The sequence below is a fragment of the Ruegeria sp. BG6 genome, from assembly GCF_056538465.1.
This window is the reverse complement of the sequence record NZ_JBQFTB010000007.1, coordinates 199,801-216,765: the sequence shown is the minus strand read 5'-3', so window position 1 is coordinate 216,765 and position 16,965 is coordinate 199,801. Positions and strand designations below refer to the sequence as shown.

Below are 16,965 nucleotides of genomic sequence, written 5' to 3'. Positions count from 1 at the left end.
GTGATCACCCTCTCTCAACCAGCCGCCACTGCGGTTTTAGTCCGATCCCTGAAACGCTCCACCGCGGCAACGTCGCTTTCCGCTTCGAGCATCAGCATCAGCGAATGCAACTGCTCCAGATCACGCAGTTCGACATTGATCAGCAGGCGGTAAAAATCCGGTTTTCGGTCGACAAATTCCAGGTTCGAGATATTGGCCTTTTTCTCGCCGATCAATGTGCAGATTCGCCCCAGCACACCGGCATCATTGCCGATGGTCAGATCAAGTGTCGCGCCATAAACCGCCTGATGGGTGCCGTGATGCCAGTGCAGATCAACCCAACGCTCGGGCTCATCCTCGAATTCGGACAGGCGGTCGCAGTCGATGGCATGGACCACCACGCCCTTGCCACGATAGGTGATGCCAACGATGCGTTCACCCGGCAGCGGCTGGCAGCAGGGCGCGCGGTCGAATTTCTGCCCCGCCTCAAGCCCGATGACCGCGCGGCGCAGCGGGATAGCATCGCCGTCGTCCTGGGTCAGTTCGGGATAGACTGCGCTGACCACCTCGTGCGCGGTCAGTTCGGCGCTGCCGAGACGGGCCAGCAATTCATGGCGATCCTTCAGGCGCAGGTGTTTGGCGGCGGTGTCCAGCGCCTTGTCAGTGGCCTTGCGGCCCACATGTTCGAACCCGGCGCGGGCCAGTTCCTTGCCCAGTTTGATGAACCGCTCGCGGTCAACCTCGCGCAGGGCACGACGGATCGAAGTGCGCGCCTTGCCGGTGACGGCAATCTCCAGCCATGTGACCTGCGGCGTCTGGCCATCGGCGGTGATGATGTCCACCGACTGTCCGTTCTTGAGCCGGGTCCACAGCGGCACCCGGATACCGTCGACCTTTGCCCCCACGCAGGCATGCCCGATGCGGGTATGAATGGCATAGGCAAAGTCGATCGGTGTCGCCCCGCGCGGCAGTTTCACCACGTCACCCTTGGGGGTGAAGCAGAACACCTGGTCGGAATACATCTCGAGCTTGACCGCTTCGAGGAAGTCTTCGTGATCATCCTCGTTGTCGAACTGTGCGGTCAGATTGGCGATCCATTTGGCCGGGTCGACTGCAAACGGGTTTTCCGAGCGCACGCCATCGCGATAGGACCAGTGCGCGGCGACACCAGTTTCGGCAACGTCATGCATCTGGCGGGTGCGAATCTGAACTTCGACCCGTTTGCCGTCACGCCCCGAAACCGTGGTGTGGATCGAGCGGTAGCCGTTCGATTTCGGCTGGCTGATATAATCCTTGAACCGACCGGGCACCGCGCGCCAGCGCTGGTGAATGGCCCCGAGGGTGCGATAGCAATCTTCCTCGCTGGGCGTGATGATGCGGAATCCGTAGATGTCCGAGAGGCGCGAGAAGCCCTGATCCTTTTCCTGCATCTTGCGCCAGATCGAATAGGGTTTCTTGGCGCGGCCAAAGACCTCGGCCTCGATCCCGGCCTTTTCCAGTTCGTGGCGCATGTCGCCGGTGATGCGGTGGATCACGTCGCCGGTTTCGCGTTGCAGGGTGATGAAGCGGCGAATGATCGACTGGCGGCCTTCGGGGTTCAGGACGCGGAAGGCGAGGTCTTCGAGTTCCTCGCGCATCCACTGCATCCCCATGCGGCCTGCAAGCGGCGCATAGATATCCATCGTCTCGCGCGCTTTCTGCACCTGCTTTTCCGGGCGCATCGCCTTGATAGTACGCATGTTGTGCAGGCGGTCAGCCAGCTTGACCAGAATGACCCGCAGGTCCTTGGACATGGCCATGAACAGCTTGCGGAAATTCTCGGCCTGCTTGGTTTCGCGGCTGGAAAGCTGCAGGTTGGTCAGCTTGGTGACGCCGTCGACCAATTTGGCGACCTCGTCGCCGAACAGTTCCGAGACCTTGCCATAGCTGGCCTTGGTATCTTCGATCGTGTCGTGCAGCAGCGCCGTGATGATCGTTGCATCATCCAGACGCTGTTCGGTCAGGATGGCGGCAACGGCAACGGGATGGGAAAAATAGGGCTCGCCGGAATGGCGGAACTGCCCTTCGTGCATCTGCATCCCAAACTCATAGGCGCGGGCGATGCGATCAGCATTTGTCTTTGGGTTGTAGTTGCGGACCAGCGCAATCAGATCGTCAGCAGAAATCATCCGGTCCGCACCCTCATTCTTTGGGCTTACCCCTGACCCTGTGCCTCCATCAGAGCGCGCAGGAGCTTTTCTTCCGACATGTCGTCATCGGCAGGCTTGTCCGATTCCGCACCCATCAGCAGCGCCATCTGATCTTCTTCCGGCTCATCAACCTCGATCTGGGTCTGGTTGGCTTCGATCAGACGCTCGCGCAGGTCATCCGCGCTTTGGGTTTCGTCGGCAATCTCGCGCAGCGACACGACGGGGTTCTTGTCGTTGTCGCGGTCCACGGTGATCGACGCACCGGCGGAAATCTCGCGCGCACGATGGGCGGCGAGCATCACCAGTTCGAACCGGTTCGGTACCTTGTCTACGCAGTCTTCAACCGTCACGCGGGCCATTGAGCGCTCTCCGTTACTGAATCCATGTCAGGAAGGGGATTATCTAAGCGCGAATCCCGGCATTGACAAGCGGGAAATACCGAAAATGCGCGGATCACAGCGGCGTAACCTGCGCGACATCTTCAGGCGGCAGAGCTGCGACCATCTCGGTCACCGTCCGGTCCAGTACTGGATGCTGCCAGTCGGGCACCACATCCGCCATCGGAACCAGCACGAAAGCCCGGTCCTGAAGGCGTGGGTGCGGCAGGATCAGACGGTCGGGGGCCTGCCGTGCCTGGTCCTGCGTCGGCAGGGTGCGCCAGCGGTCATGTTCCGCCCGGTCCGGATGAACCTGGTCGCCGTAACATACCAGATCCAGATCCAGCGTCCGCATTCCCCAGCGTTGCGCACGTTCGCGACCGAACTCATGCTCGACCTCGTGCAGGATCTGAAGCAGGTCTTCCGGTGCCAGATCCGTTTCTATCAAAGCCGCGGCATTGACGTAATCCGGACCCGCACCGGCGGGAAAACAGGGGGTCGCAAAAAAGCGGCTGACAGAGCGAATCACCACACCCCGGTGCGCCAGCGCATCCAGAGATTGACGTAAGGTCATTTCCGGCACGGCTCCTCTCAGACTGAGATTGGCGCCCAGCGCTACAACCGCGATTAACGAAGAATTAACCATTACACCCCCTATATTCGGCGAATTGCATACTTGCGATACACATTAAAAGCACTAAATTATGGGGTATCGGGGTGCCCATAATTTTTCTCACTCGCTCACTCACGTAACAAGCGGCGCTCTGGATTATACCGGAAGGACCTATTTATGTTTTACAAGGACGAACGGCTGGCGCTGTTCATCGACGGCTCGAATCTTTATGCGGCCGCAAAAGCACTCGGCTTTGATATCGACTACAAGTTGCTGCGTCAGGAATTCATGCGCAGAGGCAAACTGCTTAGAGCTTTTTATTACACGGCGCTACTGGAAAACGACGAATACTCACCCATCCGCCCGCTGGTCGACTGGCTGCACTATAACGGTTTCACCATGGTGACGAAGCCGGCCAAGGAATACACCGACAGCATGGGGCGTCGGAAAGTCAAAGGGAACATGGATATCGAGCTTACCGTCGATGCCATGGAACTGGCACCGCGCGTGGATCATATCGTGCTGTTCTCGGGCGATGGGGATTTCCGCCCGCTGATTGCCAGCCTGCAACGCCAGGGCGTGCGCGTTTCGGTCGTCTCGACCATCCGTAGCCAGCCGCCGATGATCTCGGACGAGCTGCGCCGCCAGGCCGACAACTTTATCGAACTCGAGGACCTGCGCGACGTGATCGGCCGCCCTCCGCGCGAGATGCCCGCTGAGACGCGCAGTGTCGCGGTCGCTGGCGGGCACTGACCCGGCCAACGTTTTCTTGATGGGGAAAAAATATGCGCGGTCAGGATCTGGATCCTGGCCGCGCTTTCTTTAACTAGGAACAGGTGCTGAAACACCATCTTGGTAACATCGATTCATGTCAGATCGATGACGCGGTTCTGTCTGGACCAAGGCCAGGAAAAGAAATACCTGTGCCGTAAGGAGACCGCCCAATGACCAAGCCGCCCCTGACACTCTACCTTGCTGCCCCGCGGGGCTTCTGCGCCGGTGTGGACCGTGCGATCAAGATCGTGGAAATGGCGCTGCAGAAATGGGGCGCGCCTGTCTATGTGCGCCACGAGATCGTGCACAACAAATTCGTGGTCGACGGGCTGCGCGACAAGGGCGCGGTCTTTGTCGAGGAGCTGGACGAATGCCCCGACGACCGACCGGTAATCTTCTCCGCCCATGGTGTGCCGAAATCGGTTCCTGCAACAGCCGCCCAGCGCGAGATGATCTATGTCGACGCCACCTGCCCGCTGGTGTCCAAGGTCCATGTCGAGGCACAGCGCCACGCGGATGCCGGGCTGCAGATGATCATGATCGGCCACAAGGGCCATCCCGAGACTGTCGGCACCATGGGGCAACTGCCCGATGGCGAGGTGCTGCTGGTGGAAACCGTCGACGATGTGGCGCAGGTACAGGTGCGCGACCCGGGCAAGCTGGCATTTGTCACGCAGACCACCCTGTCGGTGGATGACACGCGAGATATCGTAGCAGCCCTTGAGGCGCGGTTCCCCGCCATTGTCGGTCCGCACAAGGAAGACATCTGTTACGCCACCACCAACCGGCAGGAAGCGGTCAAGTCGGTGGCGCCGAAATCCGATGCCCTGCTGGTGGTGGGCGCACCGAACTCGTCCAACTCGCGCCGTCTGGTCGAGGTCGCGTCGCGCGCGGGGTGCAATTACGCACAGCTGGTGCAGCGCGCAACCGAGATCGACTGGCGTGCGCTTGAGGGGATTTCCAGCATCGCCATCACTGCCGGCGCCTCGGCCCCCGAAGTGCTGGTCAACGAGGTGATTGATGCCTTCCGCGATCATTACAACGTGACCGTCGAACTGGTTGAGACCGCCGTGGAAAACGTGGAGTTCAAGGTGCCGCGCGTGCTGAGGGAGCCTGCGTGATGCCGGACCGGAAAACGATCGACGCCTATACCAGCCGGGTATCGGACTATCTGCAGATGCCGCTGCCTGCCGAACAGCTTGAGGCACGACAGGCTTTTGCCGATGCGATCAGCGCAGGCGGGTACGTGCTGGATCTGGGCTCGGGCCCCGGGTCGGACAGTGCGTTTCTGATGCGGCAGGGCCTGAAGGTCAGGGCGCTGGATGCCACGCCAGCCTTTGTGGACCATGCCCGCGAAAACGGGGTGGATGCGCATCTGGGTACGTTCGAGGACGTCACCGAAGAGGCTGAATATGACGGCATATATGCCAGCTTTTCCCTGCTGCACGCCCCACGCGCCGATTTCCCCCGGCATCTGAGCGCGATCCACCGGGCGCTGAAACCCGGCGGCCAGCTGTTTCTGGGCATGAAGCTGGGTACAGGCGAACATCGCGACGATCTGGACCGGTACTACACCTATTATTCGCAACCCGAGATCGAAACGGCGCTGGCCGATGCCGGTTTCACGCTGGATCGTTGCGTGACCGGGATGGGAAAAGGGCTGGCCGGGTCCTATGACGGGTTCGTTCTGGTTTTCGCCCATGCCTGATCTGTTTGCCTACACCGATGGTGCCTGTTCGGGAAATCCCGGTCCCGGCGGATGGGGTGTTCTTTTGCGCGCGGTGGATGGCGAACGCGTTCTGAAAGAGCGTGAACTGAACGGCGGAGAGGCCGAAACCACCAACAACCGGATGGAATTGCTGGCCGCGATCAGTGCGTTGGAAACACTGGAGCGTACGTCCGCGATTACCATCGTGACCGACAGCGCCTATGTCAAAAACGGCGTCACCGGCTGGATATTCGGCTGGAAGAAAAACGGCTGGAAAACCTCGAACAAGAAACCGGTCAAGAATGTCGATCTGTGGCAGCGGCTGGACGAAGCGCAGTCGCGCCATCACGTGACCTGGGAATGGGTCAAAGGCCATGCCGGACACCCCGAGAACGAACGTGCCGATGAACTGGCCCGTGCCGGAATGGCCCCGTTCAAGCCGAAAAAGGCACAGGCCTGAGCCGCAGTATCGCCCTGATCGGTGGACGGGCAATCTGCGCGCTGATACCTCATGGCCGTCACAGTGCGAGTATCCGGATGAAAACCAGCCCAGCCATTATTTGCACCTGCCTGAGCCTGCTGGCGTCATGCGGCACGTTCTACCAGCCTGTGCAGTTTGTCGCCCGGGATGATCAGATCATCGCAACCGGCACAATCGATGACACCACGCTTGCCGCCTTTGAAAAGGTCGTGGCGCGCAACCCAGACATCCGGACGCTGGTGTTGTTTAATATCGAAGGGTCAGCGGACGATGACGCCAATGTGGTGTTCAGCCGCGCGGTGCATGAAGCGGGGTTTGACATAATCGTTCCGTCAAACGGGCTGATTGCGTCTGGCGGAACGGATCTGTTCCTGGCCGGCAAGCGGCGCATTTTGCAGCCGGGCGCCTGCGTCGGCGTTCACAGCTGGAGCGGGGCAGGCATCGTTGCGACCGAAATTCCACCCACCGACCCCGAGCACGATCGCTATCTGGACTATTTCCGCGATATCGGCGCGCCCGAGGATTTCTATTGGTTCACGCTGGCCGCAGCCCCGGCCGAGGACATGCATTGGATGACCGCGGCCGAGACCGAACTGTTTGGCATGACGACCGGCACTGCCCCGCGGCTTGGATCCGCAGAGGTTTGTGACAACCGCTAGCAGCGCAGCAGGCGCGCGCCGATTTCCTTGACAAACTTGGCCGCGACCATGGCCGTCATGCCATAAGGGTCGCGATGCGGGTTCAGTTCCACAATATCCGCACCGACCAGCTGGCCCTGAAACCGGTTGATCAGGTCGATGACCTCGCGCGTGCTGAGTCCACCGGGTTCGTGATGCGAGACACCGGGCGCAAAGGCCGGGTCCAGCGCATCCAGATCCAGCGACAAGTAGACCGGACCTTCGAAAGAAATCTGCAGGTCGGATCGCCAGTTGCGCATGTCGATGACCTCGACCCCGAACTTTTCGGCCTGCTCACGCTGATGGGTGTTCATCGTCCGGATGCCAACTTGCACCAGACGGTTGATCCGGCAGCTTTCCATCACGCGAGCAAAGGGACATCCGTGTCCAAGCGGGCCGATATCCTGTTTGTCATACAGATCGGGATGTGAATCGATATGCAGGATGTTCAGCCCTTCGTACCGTTCGGAATGCGCCTTGATCAGTGGAAAGGCGACCGAGTGATCGCCGCCCAGCGACAACAACCGCGCGCCTGTGGCGATGCGCTCGGCTGCGCCCGTTTCGATCCGGTCAATGGGTTCCTGGCCGCGCATCTCGAACACGTCCAGATCGCCCGTGTCCCTGAACCGGTCAGTCGCACCCAGATCGGTGCCGTCTTCGGCGGTCAGATTGGCGGCACCGGAATGCAACGCCTCGCGGATGCGGCCCGGGGCAAAGGCCGGGCCTTGCAGGAATGAGGAATGCAGGTCCAGCGGGACACCCATCAGGGCGACGTTACCCGGTTTCAGATCATGCGGCATTGGACTTCCTTACGTTGCGGATCGGCCGTGATCTGGCCCTTAACGCACCGAAAGGTCAAGACATCAGCGCCGCAGGTAATTCTGCCACAGCCAGATCACCAGAAGCGCGCCCAAAACAGCGCCGACGAAGCCGGAAAGCCAGCCCATCACAGTCACCAGCATCCGCAACACAAAGCCGCCAATCAGAGCGCCAACGATGCCAATCAGCATGGTGGTTGGAATATCGGCCTCGATCCGCATCAATCGCGTGGCGAGGAAACCCGCGGCGGCTCCGATCACGATCAGGGCGACAACCGGCATATCATTTCCTCCAATGCGTCGGCACGATGATCAGTGCCCCGATGGAGGACAGCATTGCGTCCAGACCGGGCGGGCCAAAGCTGATGCCGAACATGATACGAACGAAATAGAACAGAAAAGCCCCGCCAACGCAGATGATGATCGAGGGCAGATATCCGTTATGCGTAAAGCCCGTCTTTTCAGAAAGATACCCTACGATTCCGGCGATCACGACGGTGCCCATCAGGATCATGAACATTCAGCTTACTCCGTAGACATCCGGGTGCCGGTTGGGATCGGCCAGCCCCGCAGAAAGGTTTCCCTATCCTGCGCGCCTTTGCCCGCCCTTTGCAAGCGCAGCAGTTCGACCGCCCCGTCACCGCAGGCCACGCGCAGGGTTGCATCCAAAACTTCGCCCGGTGCGCCCTGCCCTTCGGCCAGACGCGACGCCAGCAGCTTGATGCGCGCGCCGCTGATATCCGTCCATGCGCCGGGAAACGGTGACAGGCCGCGGATCTGGCGATCAACCTCGACGGCGGGCCGTGCCCAGTCGATGCGCGCCTCGGCCTTGTCGATCTTGGTGGCATAGGTCACGCCATCATCGGGCTGCGGCTCGGGTTTCAGATCAGGCAGTTTGGCAAGCGCTTTGACGATCAGCCCGGCGCCCATGCAGGACAGCCGGTCGTGCAATTGGGCCGTCGTCTCCTCGGACCCGATATCAGTTACCTGACGCAGCAGGACCGGGCCTGTATCCAGTCCGGCCTCCATCTGCATGATGCAGATACCAGTCTGCGCGTCTCCCGACATGATTGCCCGGTGGATCGGGGCGGCGCCGCGCCATCGCGGCAGCAGGCTGGCATGGATGTTCAGACACCCCCGCGCGGGCGCATCCAGAACGGGTTGCGGCAGGAGCAGCCCATAGGCGACAACAACGGCCACATCTGCCTTCAGTGCCGCGAATTTGGCCTGTTCTTCGGTTGATTTCAGCGAAACGGGATGGCGGACGTTCAGGCCCAGCGCCTCGGCGCGGTCATGTACGGGGGTCGGACGGTCTTTTTTTCCACGTCCGGCCGGGCGCGGCGGCTGGCAATAGACCGCGGCGATCTCGTGCCCGGCCTCGACCAGCGCATCCAGCACCGGGACCGAGAAATCAGGGGTTCCCATGAAGATTATGCGCATCGTCGGCTCCGGAGGTGCTGGGGTGCCGGGCTGAAGCCCGGCCTACGTGAGTTTCTTGGCCTTGCGCAGCAGCATGTCGCGTTTGACCTTGCTGAGGCGGTCGAAATACATCCGTCCGTTCAGGTGGTCGATCTGATGCTGAACGCTTGTCGCCTCGATCCCGACAAAGTCGCGGCGGTCGACGACGCCCTGTTCATTGATGTATTTCACCGTCACCGCGCGCGGACGCTTCACCTTGGCCGACACACCGGGCAGGTTCGGGCTGGCCTCATCATGCTCGCGCAGCTCAATGGAACTGTGCAGGATTTCCGGGTTCGCCAGCCGGATCGCCCGGCCGCGCTCGGTCGAGCCGTCGACTACCGCCAGCCGCAGCATGACGCCGATCTGAGGCGCAGCGAGGCCAACGCCCGGCATCGCCTCCATCGTGTCGATCATGTCGTTCCAGATGGCGCGAATTTCGTCGGTGATCTCGGTGACGTCATCGGCCTTGGTGCGCAGGCGCTTGTCCGGCCAGGGCAGGCAGGTGCGGACGGTCATGTCCGGGCCCGTTCACGTTTGAGCTTCTGCATCTTGCGGGTGATCATCTGGCGTTTGAGCGGTTTGAGATAGTCGATGAACAACTTGCCGTTCAGGTGGTCGATCTCATGCTGAACGCAGGTTGCCCACAAACCGTCAAATGTTTCGGTGCGTGCATTGCCGTTCTCGTCCATCCAGGCCACGTCCACCACCTTGGGCCGGGTCACTTCGGCATACTGTTCAGGGATCGACAGGCAGCCTTCCTCATAGACATTGGTTTCTTCCGAGGCGGCAATGACTTCCGGGTTGAACATGATTAGCGGGCGCGGCGCTTCGCCCTCTTCCTTGACGCAATCCAGCACGATCAGCCGCTCGAGCACGCCGATCTGCGGCGCGGCAAGGCCAATGCCGGGCGCATCATACATCGTCTCCAGCATGTCCTCGGCCAGCGTGCGCAGTGCGTCCGTCAGGTCGGCCACAGGCGCGCAGACCTTTTTCAGGCGGGGATCGGGATGGATCAGAATATCACGTTTCATGAGGCTGATTTAGGGCAACGCGCGCCCAGCCGCAACGCCCCCCTTGCGCTTGTGTCAATAGTGGCTAGCTTTCGGCGTGACAAATGGAGCAGACATGACTTTCAACGACCCGATCGACCGCCGCGAAACCAACTGTACCAAGTGGGACAAGATGGAACAATTGTACGGGGTTTCACCCCGGGACGGTTTGGCGATGTGGACGGCGGATTCCGATTATGCCACCGCGCCTTGCGTGATCGAAGCGGTGCGCGCGGCGGCCGATCAAGGGACTTTCGGGTATTCCTGGCAGCACCCGCAATACCTTGAGGCCATCGCCTGGTGGATGAAAACCCGGCACAACTGGCAAATCGACACCGACTGGGTGCTGTCCGCGCAAGGCCTGGGTAATGCCATTGCACTGTGTCTGGATGTCTGGAGCGAACCGGGCGACGGCGTGGTCATTTTCCCGCCGGTTTACCACGAGTTTGCCCATAAGGTGAACAAGACTGGGCGGCGCGTCGTGGAATGCCCGTTGGTGCGCGACGGTGATACTTACGCGCTGGATCTAGAAGATGCGCAGTCGCGGCTGGACGGGTCCGAGAAGCTGCTGCTGTGGTGTTCGCCGCAGAACCCGTCGGGCCGAGTCTGGACGCCGGATGAACTGCGGGCCGTTGCCGAATTTGCCGAACGCAACGGGCTGCTTCTGGTTTCAGACGAAGTTCACCACGATCTGGTCTATCCTGGAAACACCTTCGTGCCGATGGATGTCGCCGCCCCCGAGGCACGGCCTCGGACGGTGACGCTGACGGCGGCGTCAAAGACGTTCAATATCGCGGGTCAACGCACCGGCAACCTGATCATCCCCGACGACAAGCTGCGCGCCACGATGCGGCATCGGCTTTACACGCTGGACTATGATCCATCCGCTCTGGGTGTTGCCATGGTTACCGCCGCCTATTCACCCGCCGGGGCGGAATGGGTCGATGCGCAGATCGCGCATCTGATCGACAACCGGAAACTGTTCGATGCCGCCATCGCCGAAATTCCCGGACTGTGGTCGATGCCGTTGCAGGCGACCTATCTGGCCTGGGTCGATTTCTCGGGCACCGGGATGGATCACGCCGAATTTGTCCGCCGCCTGCGCGAGGATGCAAAGATCGCGACCTCATCGGGGCCCGGTTTCGGTACGGGCGGCGAGACGTTCGAGCGGTTCAATCTGGCGACCCAGAAATCACGGATCGAAGACGCCTGCGCCCGGCTGAAACGGGCGTTTGGCGACTTGCAGTAACAGGTGCGCCGGGCCTTTTGATCGAGAAATCTGCCCGGCGCCTGACCGCTACTCTGAAGGGCGCGGTGGTGATGCAGCCCGATATCGCGCCGGGGTTTGCAGCGGACGGCAATAAGGTACGGGGAGGCGACGGCAATACGCCCGAGGGTACTTTCACCGTCAATCGCGACAATCCGCAAAGCGCATTTCACCTGTCCATTGGGATTGATTATCCGCAACCGAAGGGCATCGCCCTTGCGCGGCAGTAGGGGTTGATCCCCGTGGCGATATTTTCATCCACTGGCAACCCATCGGCGTTGTCGGGCCGACCTTGCCCGACGATTGGACAGCGGGCTGCACTGCGACTTCCAATATCGAGATAGCGCAGTTTTTGAGCCTTACGGAACACGGTAGGACGGTGGAAATCCGCCCCTAGTCCTCATGCCCCAGAAGTGCGATCGGCGCATCGGGGGATCGGTAGAAATCCAGCGGAGCGCTGTCGGCGGCAACGGTGTTGCGCTTGAATTCATAGCGCATTTCGCCCGCTTCCTCTTCATCGGCGATGATCAGGCATTGGTACAGGTGGGTTGCTCCGTCATATATGTCGACCAGCCCGCGCAAGCGCGGGGTCGTCGCGGCCTCGACCGAGAAACCGTCTTTCCACAATTTGAGGATCTTGAAGTAATTGTCGCCCATCTCCACCCGCAAACGGCTGGTTTTCTTCAATGTGGCGATTCGCGCGGCGTCCAACTCGGCGCGCATTTCCTTTGAAACATACGTACTCATACAAAAATTCCCCTTCGGTGCCCTTTATTGTGAGGGCATGGATGTAAAAATCCAGTGAACCGGTTCACATGGCGCGGCTTGCCAATGATCTGTTGCACGAAAATCCCAGCGCCGGATGTGCACGGGCGCAGACCGGTTGCGCGCTTGGTGACGTAGGAAGGTCCGGCGCGGCACCATATGTTCTGGGGAACCGCAAACGGAGGAGCCGATATGGGCCTGTTGATCGACGGCACGTGGCATGACACCTGGTATGAAACCAAATCAACCGGCGGAGCTTTCAAACGCTCGGCCGCGCAGTTTCGCAACTGGCTGACCGCTGATGGCAGCCCCGGCCCGTCGGGCAGAGGCGGGTTCGCGGCGGAAAGCGGGCGCTATCACCTGTATGTCAGCTTTGCCTGCCCCTGGGCGCACCGCACGCTGATCTTTCGGGAACTGAAGGGTCTTCGCGATCATGTCTCCGTGTCGGTGGTCAACCCGGACATGCTGGATCAGGGGTGGACATTCGAACCGGACGCGCAAGGTGCCACGGGCGACACGCTTTATGGTCTGACCCATGCGCATCAAATCTACACCAAAGCCGATCCTGCCTATTCGGGCCGTGTGACGGTGCCGATCCTTTGGGACAAGGCGCAGGAGACGATCGTGTCGAACGAAAGCTCGGAAATCATCCGGATGTTTAACAGCGCCTTCAACGGGATCACCGGCAATACCGATGACTATTGGCCCGAGGCGATGCGGGATGAGATCGAAGCGGTCAACGCCCGCATCTATTCCGACGTCAACAACGGTGTCTACAAATCAGGCTTTGCCACCACACAGGAAGCTTACGACGCGGCCGTGCATCCGTTGTTCGACACGCTGGACTGGCTGGAGGAGAGGGTGACCCGGAGCCGCTATCTGATGGGCGACCGCGTGACCGAGGCCGACTGGCGTCTGTTCACCACCCTGATCCGGTTCGACCCGGTCTATCATCTGCATTTCAAGTGCAACAGGCGCCGTCTGATCGATTACCCGAACCTCTGGGCCTATACGCGCGAACTTTATCAGTGGCCGGGCGTCGCGCAGACGGTGAACATGAACCACATCGTGCGCCACTATCACTATAGCCACGACAGCATAAACCCGCATCGCATCATTCCCGTGAACCCGTTGCTGGATTATTCAGAACCGCACCGGCGCGATCAGCGACCTGCCGCGTAATGCTCGATCATCGCCGCCAGATCCTCTGGCGGCGTTTCGCTTTGCACATAAGCGCAGGCATTGGGACTGTGGGCAAAGATCGAACCGTCCGAGAAGAACGTTGTGTTGGTGACAAAGATCACCCGCGCCTCGGGGCGGCGATAGCTGGCAAAATCCGCGACCGCCAGCGCGCTGCCGGTTTCCAGAACCAGGTCAAGAACGATGACGTCAAAGGCCGTTCCGTAAAGCGCAAGGATCGCAGCCTCCTGGCCGGCGACGAGCGTAACGATCGCGCCTTGTCTTTCCAGATGCCTTTTCCAGACCCGACCAAGGTCGGGGTTACTCTCAACAATCAGAACATTCATTTGCAACAACCTCGGCACTTGATAAGGTGAACGGTGCCGACCCCCGTAATTCGTGATCACGCGATTTCCTTAACAAAGTGTTAATGGCACCCTTGAGGGACCCCGATCACGCGGATTTGCTTGTCAAAAAGGCAAAAATCCGCTTGAAGCGGGCTGAATCGGGCGTTTTGGGGCAAAACTCATATGATCGGCGGCGAAAACAACCTGAACCCGCGCAGCAACCGGGATCACGGCGGCGGGCTGGACGGGGCCATCCGGTGCTATGGTGGCACGCGCAGCGACTGGATTGATCTTTCGACCGGGATCAACCCTCATCCCTACGATGTTTCCCGGCTGGTGCCATCGGACTGGACCGAATTGCCCGATCACGGCGCGTTCGAGCGTCTCACTCAGGCTGCGCGCCAGTTCTGGTCGGTTCCCGATGAGGCCGCGATTCTGCCCGCGCCCGGCGCGTCGGCCCTGATCGCGCGCATTCCCGCGCTTGCAGCAACAGGGCGGGTCCAGATCACGATGCCCACCTATAACGAACACGCGGCGGCGTTTGCCGCACAGGGCTGGACGGTCACCGGGGACGGCGCGGCCGAGGCCCGGGTGATCGTGCACCCCAACAACCCGGATGGCCGGATCTGGGCCGAGCGCGACGCCGATTCTCCGCTGACTGTGATTGACGAGAGCTTTTGCGACGTCACACCCGGCGCCTCTCTGATCAGTCTGTCGAACCGTCCCGGCACAATCGTTCTGAAAAGCTTTGGCAAGTTCTGGGGGCTGGCGGGGTTGCGGCTGGGCTTTGCCGTCGGTCCGAAGGACATGATCGCCCGACTGAACGATCTGACCGGGCCATGGGCGGTATCGGGTCCGGCCCTGCGTATCGGAACCCGGGCGCTGCAGGACACCGGCTGGGCCGAGGTTACCCGTGCAAGGTTGAGTGACGAAGCCGCACAGCTGGACAGGCTGATCACGCACAAGGGCGCAAGGCTGGTCGGGGGAACGACCCTGTTCCGCCTCTACGAGGTGGACAATGCCGCCGCCTGGCAGGACCGTCTGGCCCAGGCCCATATCTGGAGCCGCATCTTTCCCTATTCCGAAACCTACCTGCGTCTTGGTCTGCCGCCCGCCAACGGCTGGGACAGGCTTGAGGCCGCGCTGTGACTGGCGCGTTCGTGCTGATCTGCGCCATGTCCCTGGACGCTGCGCTGGGTGAACCGGACTGGCTGTGGTCGCGGTTGCGTCACCCTGCAGTGGTAATCGGCAATGCAATCGGCTGGCTGGACAAGCGCCTGAACCATGGGGCCAGACGACGGCTCAAGGGTGTCGGGGTTGTCGCCCTGCTGGTTGTTGCGTCGGTCCTGATTGGCTGGGCGCTCTCGCTTCTGGGATGGATGGCCGAGGTCGTGATCTGCGCGATCCTGCTGGCGCAGAAATCGCTGGTGTCGCATGTGAAGGATGTGGCGGACGGGTTGCGAGTATCCCTGCCCGAAGGGCGCGCGAAAGTCGCCATGATCGTGTCGCGTGATACGCGCGACATGAGCGAGGCGCAGGTTGCACGCTCGGCCATCGAAAGCGCCGCCGAGAACCTGAGCGACGGGGTGATCGCGCCGGCCTTCTGGTTTCTGGTCGCGGGGCTTCCGGGCCTGCTGATCTACAAGGCCGTGAACACCGCCGACAGCATGATCGGCTATCGCAACGAGAAATATAGGGAATTCGGCTGGGCCGCGGCCCGGTTCGACGATCTGCTGAACCTGATCCCGGCCCGGCTGACCGGTCTGATGATCGTGGCGTTGTCGGGACAATGGAACCGCTGGCCTGAAATTACAGGGGATGCGCGCCAACATATCTCGCCCAATGCAGGCTGGCCCGAAGCCGCGATGGCGCGGGCGCTGAACGTGGCACTGGCCGGCCCGCGCAGCTACGACGGGCAGGTGCGCGATCTGGCCTGGGTCAATGGCGAAGCCCCGCGCGAGATCGGCGCGACAGAGGTTTTCCGCGCATGTGACATGCTTTGGCGGGTTTGGGGGCTTGCACTGGGCCTCGTGTCGGTGTGGGTTGGGCTTAACTTTATTTTCTGACGGACACACTCATGCGTTTTCTTTCCGGCCTGATCGCCGCCACCCTGTTTGCCGCCCCTGCCTTTGCCCAATGCGGCGGCGGGTTCAATTCCTTTGTAAAGGGCCTGAAAGACGAAGCCATCCAGCAGGGATTCGACACATCCACCGTGGACGGCTTTTTCAATGGTGTTCAGCAGGATGGCGCAGTGCTGAAAGCCGACCGGGCTCAGGGCGTGTTCCAGAAACCCTTCATCGAGTTTTCCCGCCGCCTGATCTCGCAGAACCGGATCGACCGGGGCAAGGCCATGTCAGGCAAATACGATGCTGTGTTCGACCGGATCGAACGGGAATACGGCGTCTCACGCGGCGTGTTGTTGGCGTTCTGGGCGTTCGAGACCGACTACGGCGCGTTTCAGGGCGATTTCAACACCCGGAACGCGCTGGTGACGCTGGCCCATGACTGCCGCCGCCCCGAACTGTTCCGGCCGCAAATCTTCGCGGCAATCGAGCTGTATCAACAAGGCAATTTCGACCCGGCCCGCACCACCGGGGCATGGGCGGGCGAGATCGGAATGGTGCAGATGCTGCCGCGTGACATTCTGGAAAACGGTGTCGATGGGGACGGCGACGGCAAGGTCTCATTGAAGACATCCGCGCCCGATGCGCTGATGTCGGGGGCAAAGATGCTGTCGCATCTGGGCTGGCAACCGGGTCAGCCGTGGCTGCAGGAAGTCACGGTGCCTGCGCAGATGGATTGGTCGCTATCCGGCCCCGGCAAACCGCGGCCCGTGTCAGAGTGGCAGGCGATGGGCGTTCAGGCGCGCGATGGGACGTTGGCGGATTTGCCCGCCTCGCTGATCCTGCCGCAAGGTCACAACGGCCCGGCCTTTCTGGCCTATCCGAATTTCGACGTTTATTTCGAATGGAACCAGAGCTTTGTCTATGTTCTGACCGCCGCCTATTTCGGTACACGTCTGGAAGGCGCGCAGATCTACAATGCGGGCAATCCGGCGCAGGGGCTGTCCGGTGCTCAAATGAAGCAGTTGCAGGGCAAGCTGCAGGCGCGCGGGCACGACGTGGGCAAGATCGATGGCATTCTGGGCGCTGGGACACGCGCTGCGGTGCAGGCCGAACAGGTCCGGTTGGGGCTGCCTGCGGATGCGTGGCCAACGGCGGAGTTGCTGGGGCGGTTGTGATCAAATCTCTGCTTTGAGCCCAGACCGGAACATATCACAG

Annotated in this window: 22 protein-coding genes; 11 read left to right on the top strand and 11 right to left on the bottom strand. The window is 61.0% G+C overall.

All coding sequences use genetic code 11. The features are described 5' to 3' along the window. Positions 1-14: 14 nt before the first annotated feature. From ACR0JW_RS14400 to folK, 3 genes are all read right to left on the bottom strand, one after another. Complete coding sequence (locus ACR0JW_RS14400; RefSeq protein WP_480714105.1) at positions 15-2,147, bottom strand: RelA/SpoT family protein; 2,133 nt, start codon at positions 2,145-2,147, stop codon at positions 15-17. A 26-nt stretch (positions 2,148-2,173) separates the two neighbouring features. Continuing rightward, entirely contained in the window at positions 2,174-2,527 is a 354-nt protein-coding gene (gene rpoZ / locus ACR0JW_RS14395; protein ID WP_170611935.1) for a DNA-directed RNA polymerase subunit omega, read from the bottom strand. Positions 2,528-2,621: 94 nt separating this feature from the next. After that, positions 2,622-3,191, bottom strand: coding sequence for a 2-amino-4-hydroxy-6-hydroxymethyldihydropteridine diphosphokinase (gene folK, locus ACR0JW_RS14390; protein ID WP_170681539.1), 570 nt, complete (start codon positions 3,189-3,191; stop codon positions 2,622-2,624). Positions 3,192-3,335: 144 nt separating this feature from the next. On the opposite strand from folK, the gene ACR0JW_RS14385 reads away from it, so the two are divergent. The 5 genes from ACR0JW_RS14385 (at position 3,336) to ACR0JW_RS14365 (ending at position 6,780) form a co-directional block, all read left to right on the top strand. After that, positions 3,336-3,911, top strand: coding sequence for a LabA-like NYN domain-containing protein (locus ACR0JW_RS14385; protein WP_170611939.1), 576 nt, complete (start codon positions 3,336-3,338; stop codon positions 3,909-3,911). Positions 3,912-4,102: 191 nt separating this feature from the next. Beyond that, positions 4,103-5,053, top strand: a complete 951-nt coding sequence (gene ispH, locus ACR0JW_RS14380) for a 4-hydroxy-3-methylbut-2-enyl diphosphate reductase (protein ID WP_170619192.1) — start codon at positions 4,103-4,105, stop codon at positions 5,051-5,053. Further along, entirely contained in the window at positions 5,053-5,640 is a 588-nt protein-coding gene (locus ACR0JW_RS14375; protein WP_170681543.1) for a class I SAM-dependent methyltransferase, read from the top strand. The genes ispH and ACR0JW_RS14375 overlap by 1 nt, the downstream gene beginning before the upstream one ends. Next, on the top strand, positions 5,633-6,100 hold the full coding sequence (rnhA, locus tag ACR0JW_RS14370; RefSeq protein ID WP_170681545.1) for a ribonuclease HI: 468 nt from the start codon (positions 5,633-5,635) through the stop codon (positions 6,098-6,100). The genes ACR0JW_RS14375 and rnhA overlap by 8 nt, the downstream gene beginning before the upstream one ends. 77 nt (positions 6,101-6,177) lie before the next feature. Further along, the gene (locus ACR0JW_RS14365) at positions 6,178-6,780 is read left to right on the top strand and encodes a Clp protease/crotonase-like domain-containing protein (protein ID WP_170681547.1); all 603 of its coding nucleotides are present in this window, start codon (positions 6,178-6,180) and stop codon (positions 6,778-6,780) included. Here ACR0JW_RS14365 and speB read toward each other — a convergent pair. The 6 genes from speB to def (ACR0JW_RS14335) form a co-directional block, all read right to left on the bottom strand. Continuing rightward, a complete protein-coding gene (speB, locus tag ACR0JW_RS14360) occupies positions 6,777-7,598 on the bottom strand; it encodes an agmatinase (protein WP_480714104.1) in 822 nt (273 codons plus the stop codon). The two genes, ACR0JW_RS14365 and speB, sit on opposite strands and share 4 nt — an antisense overlap. 63 nt (positions 7,599-7,661) lie before the next feature. Continuing rightward, a complete protein-coding gene (locus tag ACR0JW_RS14355; protein ID WP_170611951.1) occupies positions 7,662-7,898 on the bottom strand; it encodes a GlsB/YeaQ/YmgE family stress response membrane protein in 237 nt (78 codons plus the stop codon). Position 7,899: 1 nt separating this feature from the next. Beyond that, on the bottom strand, positions 7,900-8,136 hold the full coding sequence (locus tag ACR0JW_RS14350) for a hypothetical protein (protein WP_170681551.1): 237 nt from the start codon (positions 8,134-8,136) through the stop codon (positions 7,900-7,902). A gap of 5 nt (positions 8,137-8,141) precedes the next feature. Next, on the bottom strand, positions 8,142-9,056 hold the full coding sequence (fmt, locus tag ACR0JW_RS14345) for a methionyl-tRNA formyltransferase (RefSeq protein ID WP_480714103.1): 915 nt from the start codon (positions 9,054-9,056) through the stop codon (positions 8,142-8,144). 42 nt (positions 9,057-9,098) lie between these two features. Continuing rightward, entirely contained in the window at positions 9,099-9,593 is a 495-nt protein-coding gene (def, locus tag ACR0JW_RS14340; RefSeq protein WP_170611957.1) for a peptide deformylase, read from the bottom strand. Next, entirely contained in the window at positions 9,590-10,108 is a 519-nt protein-coding gene (def, locus tag ACR0JW_RS14335; protein WP_170681554.1) for a peptide deformylase, read from the bottom strand. The genes def (ACR0JW_RS14340) and def (ACR0JW_RS14335) overlap by 4 nt, the downstream gene beginning before the upstream one ends. Before the next feature lie 94 nt (positions 10,109-10,202). Between def (ACR0JW_RS14335) and ACR0JW_RS14330 the strand changes: the two genes are divergently transcribed. Together ACR0JW_RS14330 and ACR0JW_RS14325 are read left to right on the top strand one after the other, a co-directional pair. Next, the gene (locus tag ACR0JW_RS14330) at positions 10,203-11,375 is read left to right on the top strand and encodes a PatB family C-S lyase (RefSeq protein WP_170681556.1); all 1,173 of its coding nucleotides are present in this window, start codon (positions 10,203-10,205) and stop codon (positions 11,373-11,375) included. A 17-nt stretch (positions 11,376-11,392) separates the two neighbouring features. Then, the gene (locus ACR0JW_RS14325; RefSeq protein WP_170681558.1) at positions 11,393-11,623 is read left to right on the top strand and encodes a L,D-transpeptidase family protein; all 231 of its coding nucleotides are present in this window, start codon (positions 11,393-11,395) and stop codon (positions 11,621-11,623) included. A 163-nt stretch (positions 11,624-11,786) separates the two neighbouring features. Here ACR0JW_RS14325 and ACR0JW_RS14320 read toward each other — a convergent pair whose 3' ends face one another. After that, complete coding sequence (locus ACR0JW_RS14320) at positions 11,787-12,140, bottom strand: hypothetical protein (protein ID WP_170681560.1); 354 nt, start codon at positions 12,138-12,140, stop codon at positions 11,787-11,789. A gap of 210 nt (positions 12,141-12,350) precedes the next feature. Between ACR0JW_RS14320 and ACR0JW_RS14315 the strand changes: the two genes are divergently transcribed. Continuing rightward, complete coding sequence (locus tag ACR0JW_RS14315; RefSeq protein WP_170681563.1) at positions 12,351-13,340, top strand: glutathione S-transferase family protein; 990 nt, start codon at positions 12,351-12,353, stop codon at positions 13,338-13,340. Here the strand turns inward: ACR0JW_RS14315 and ACR0JW_RS14310 are convergent. Beyond that, complete coding sequence (locus tag ACR0JW_RS14310; RefSeq protein WP_170611970.1) at positions 13,322-13,684, bottom strand: response regulator transcription factor; 363 nt, start codon at positions 13,682-13,684, stop codon at positions 13,322-13,324. The genes ACR0JW_RS14315 and ACR0JW_RS14310 overlap by 19 nt on opposite strands. A 183-nt stretch (positions 13,685-13,867) precedes the next feature. On the opposite strand from ACR0JW_RS14310, the gene ACR0JW_RS14305 reads away from it, so the two are divergent. The 3 genes from ACR0JW_RS14305 to ACR0JW_RS14295 are packed head-to-tail and all read left to right on the top strand — an operon-like array spanning position 13,868 to position 16,925. Next, a complete protein-coding gene (locus tag ACR0JW_RS14305; protein ID WP_170681565.1) occupies positions 13,868-14,833 on the top strand; it encodes a threonine-phosphate decarboxylase in 966 nt (321 codons plus the stop codon). Then, positions 14,830-15,750 (top strand): adenosylcobinamide-phosphate synthase CbiB, encoded by a 921-nt coding sequence (gene cbiB, locus ACR0JW_RS14300; RefSeq protein ID WP_170681567.1) that lies wholly within the window; start codon positions 14,830-14,832, stop codon positions 15,748-15,750. Before ACR0JW_RS14305 ends, cbiB begins: the two co-directional genes overlap by 4 nt. 11 nt (positions 15,751-15,761) lie before the next feature. Continuing rightward, on the top strand, positions 15,762-16,925 hold the full coding sequence (locus ACR0JW_RS14295; RefSeq protein WP_170681568.1) for a lytic murein transglycosylase: 1,164 nt from the start codon (positions 15,762-15,764) through the stop codon (positions 16,923-16,925). Positions 16,926-16,965: the final 40 nt, after the last annotated feature.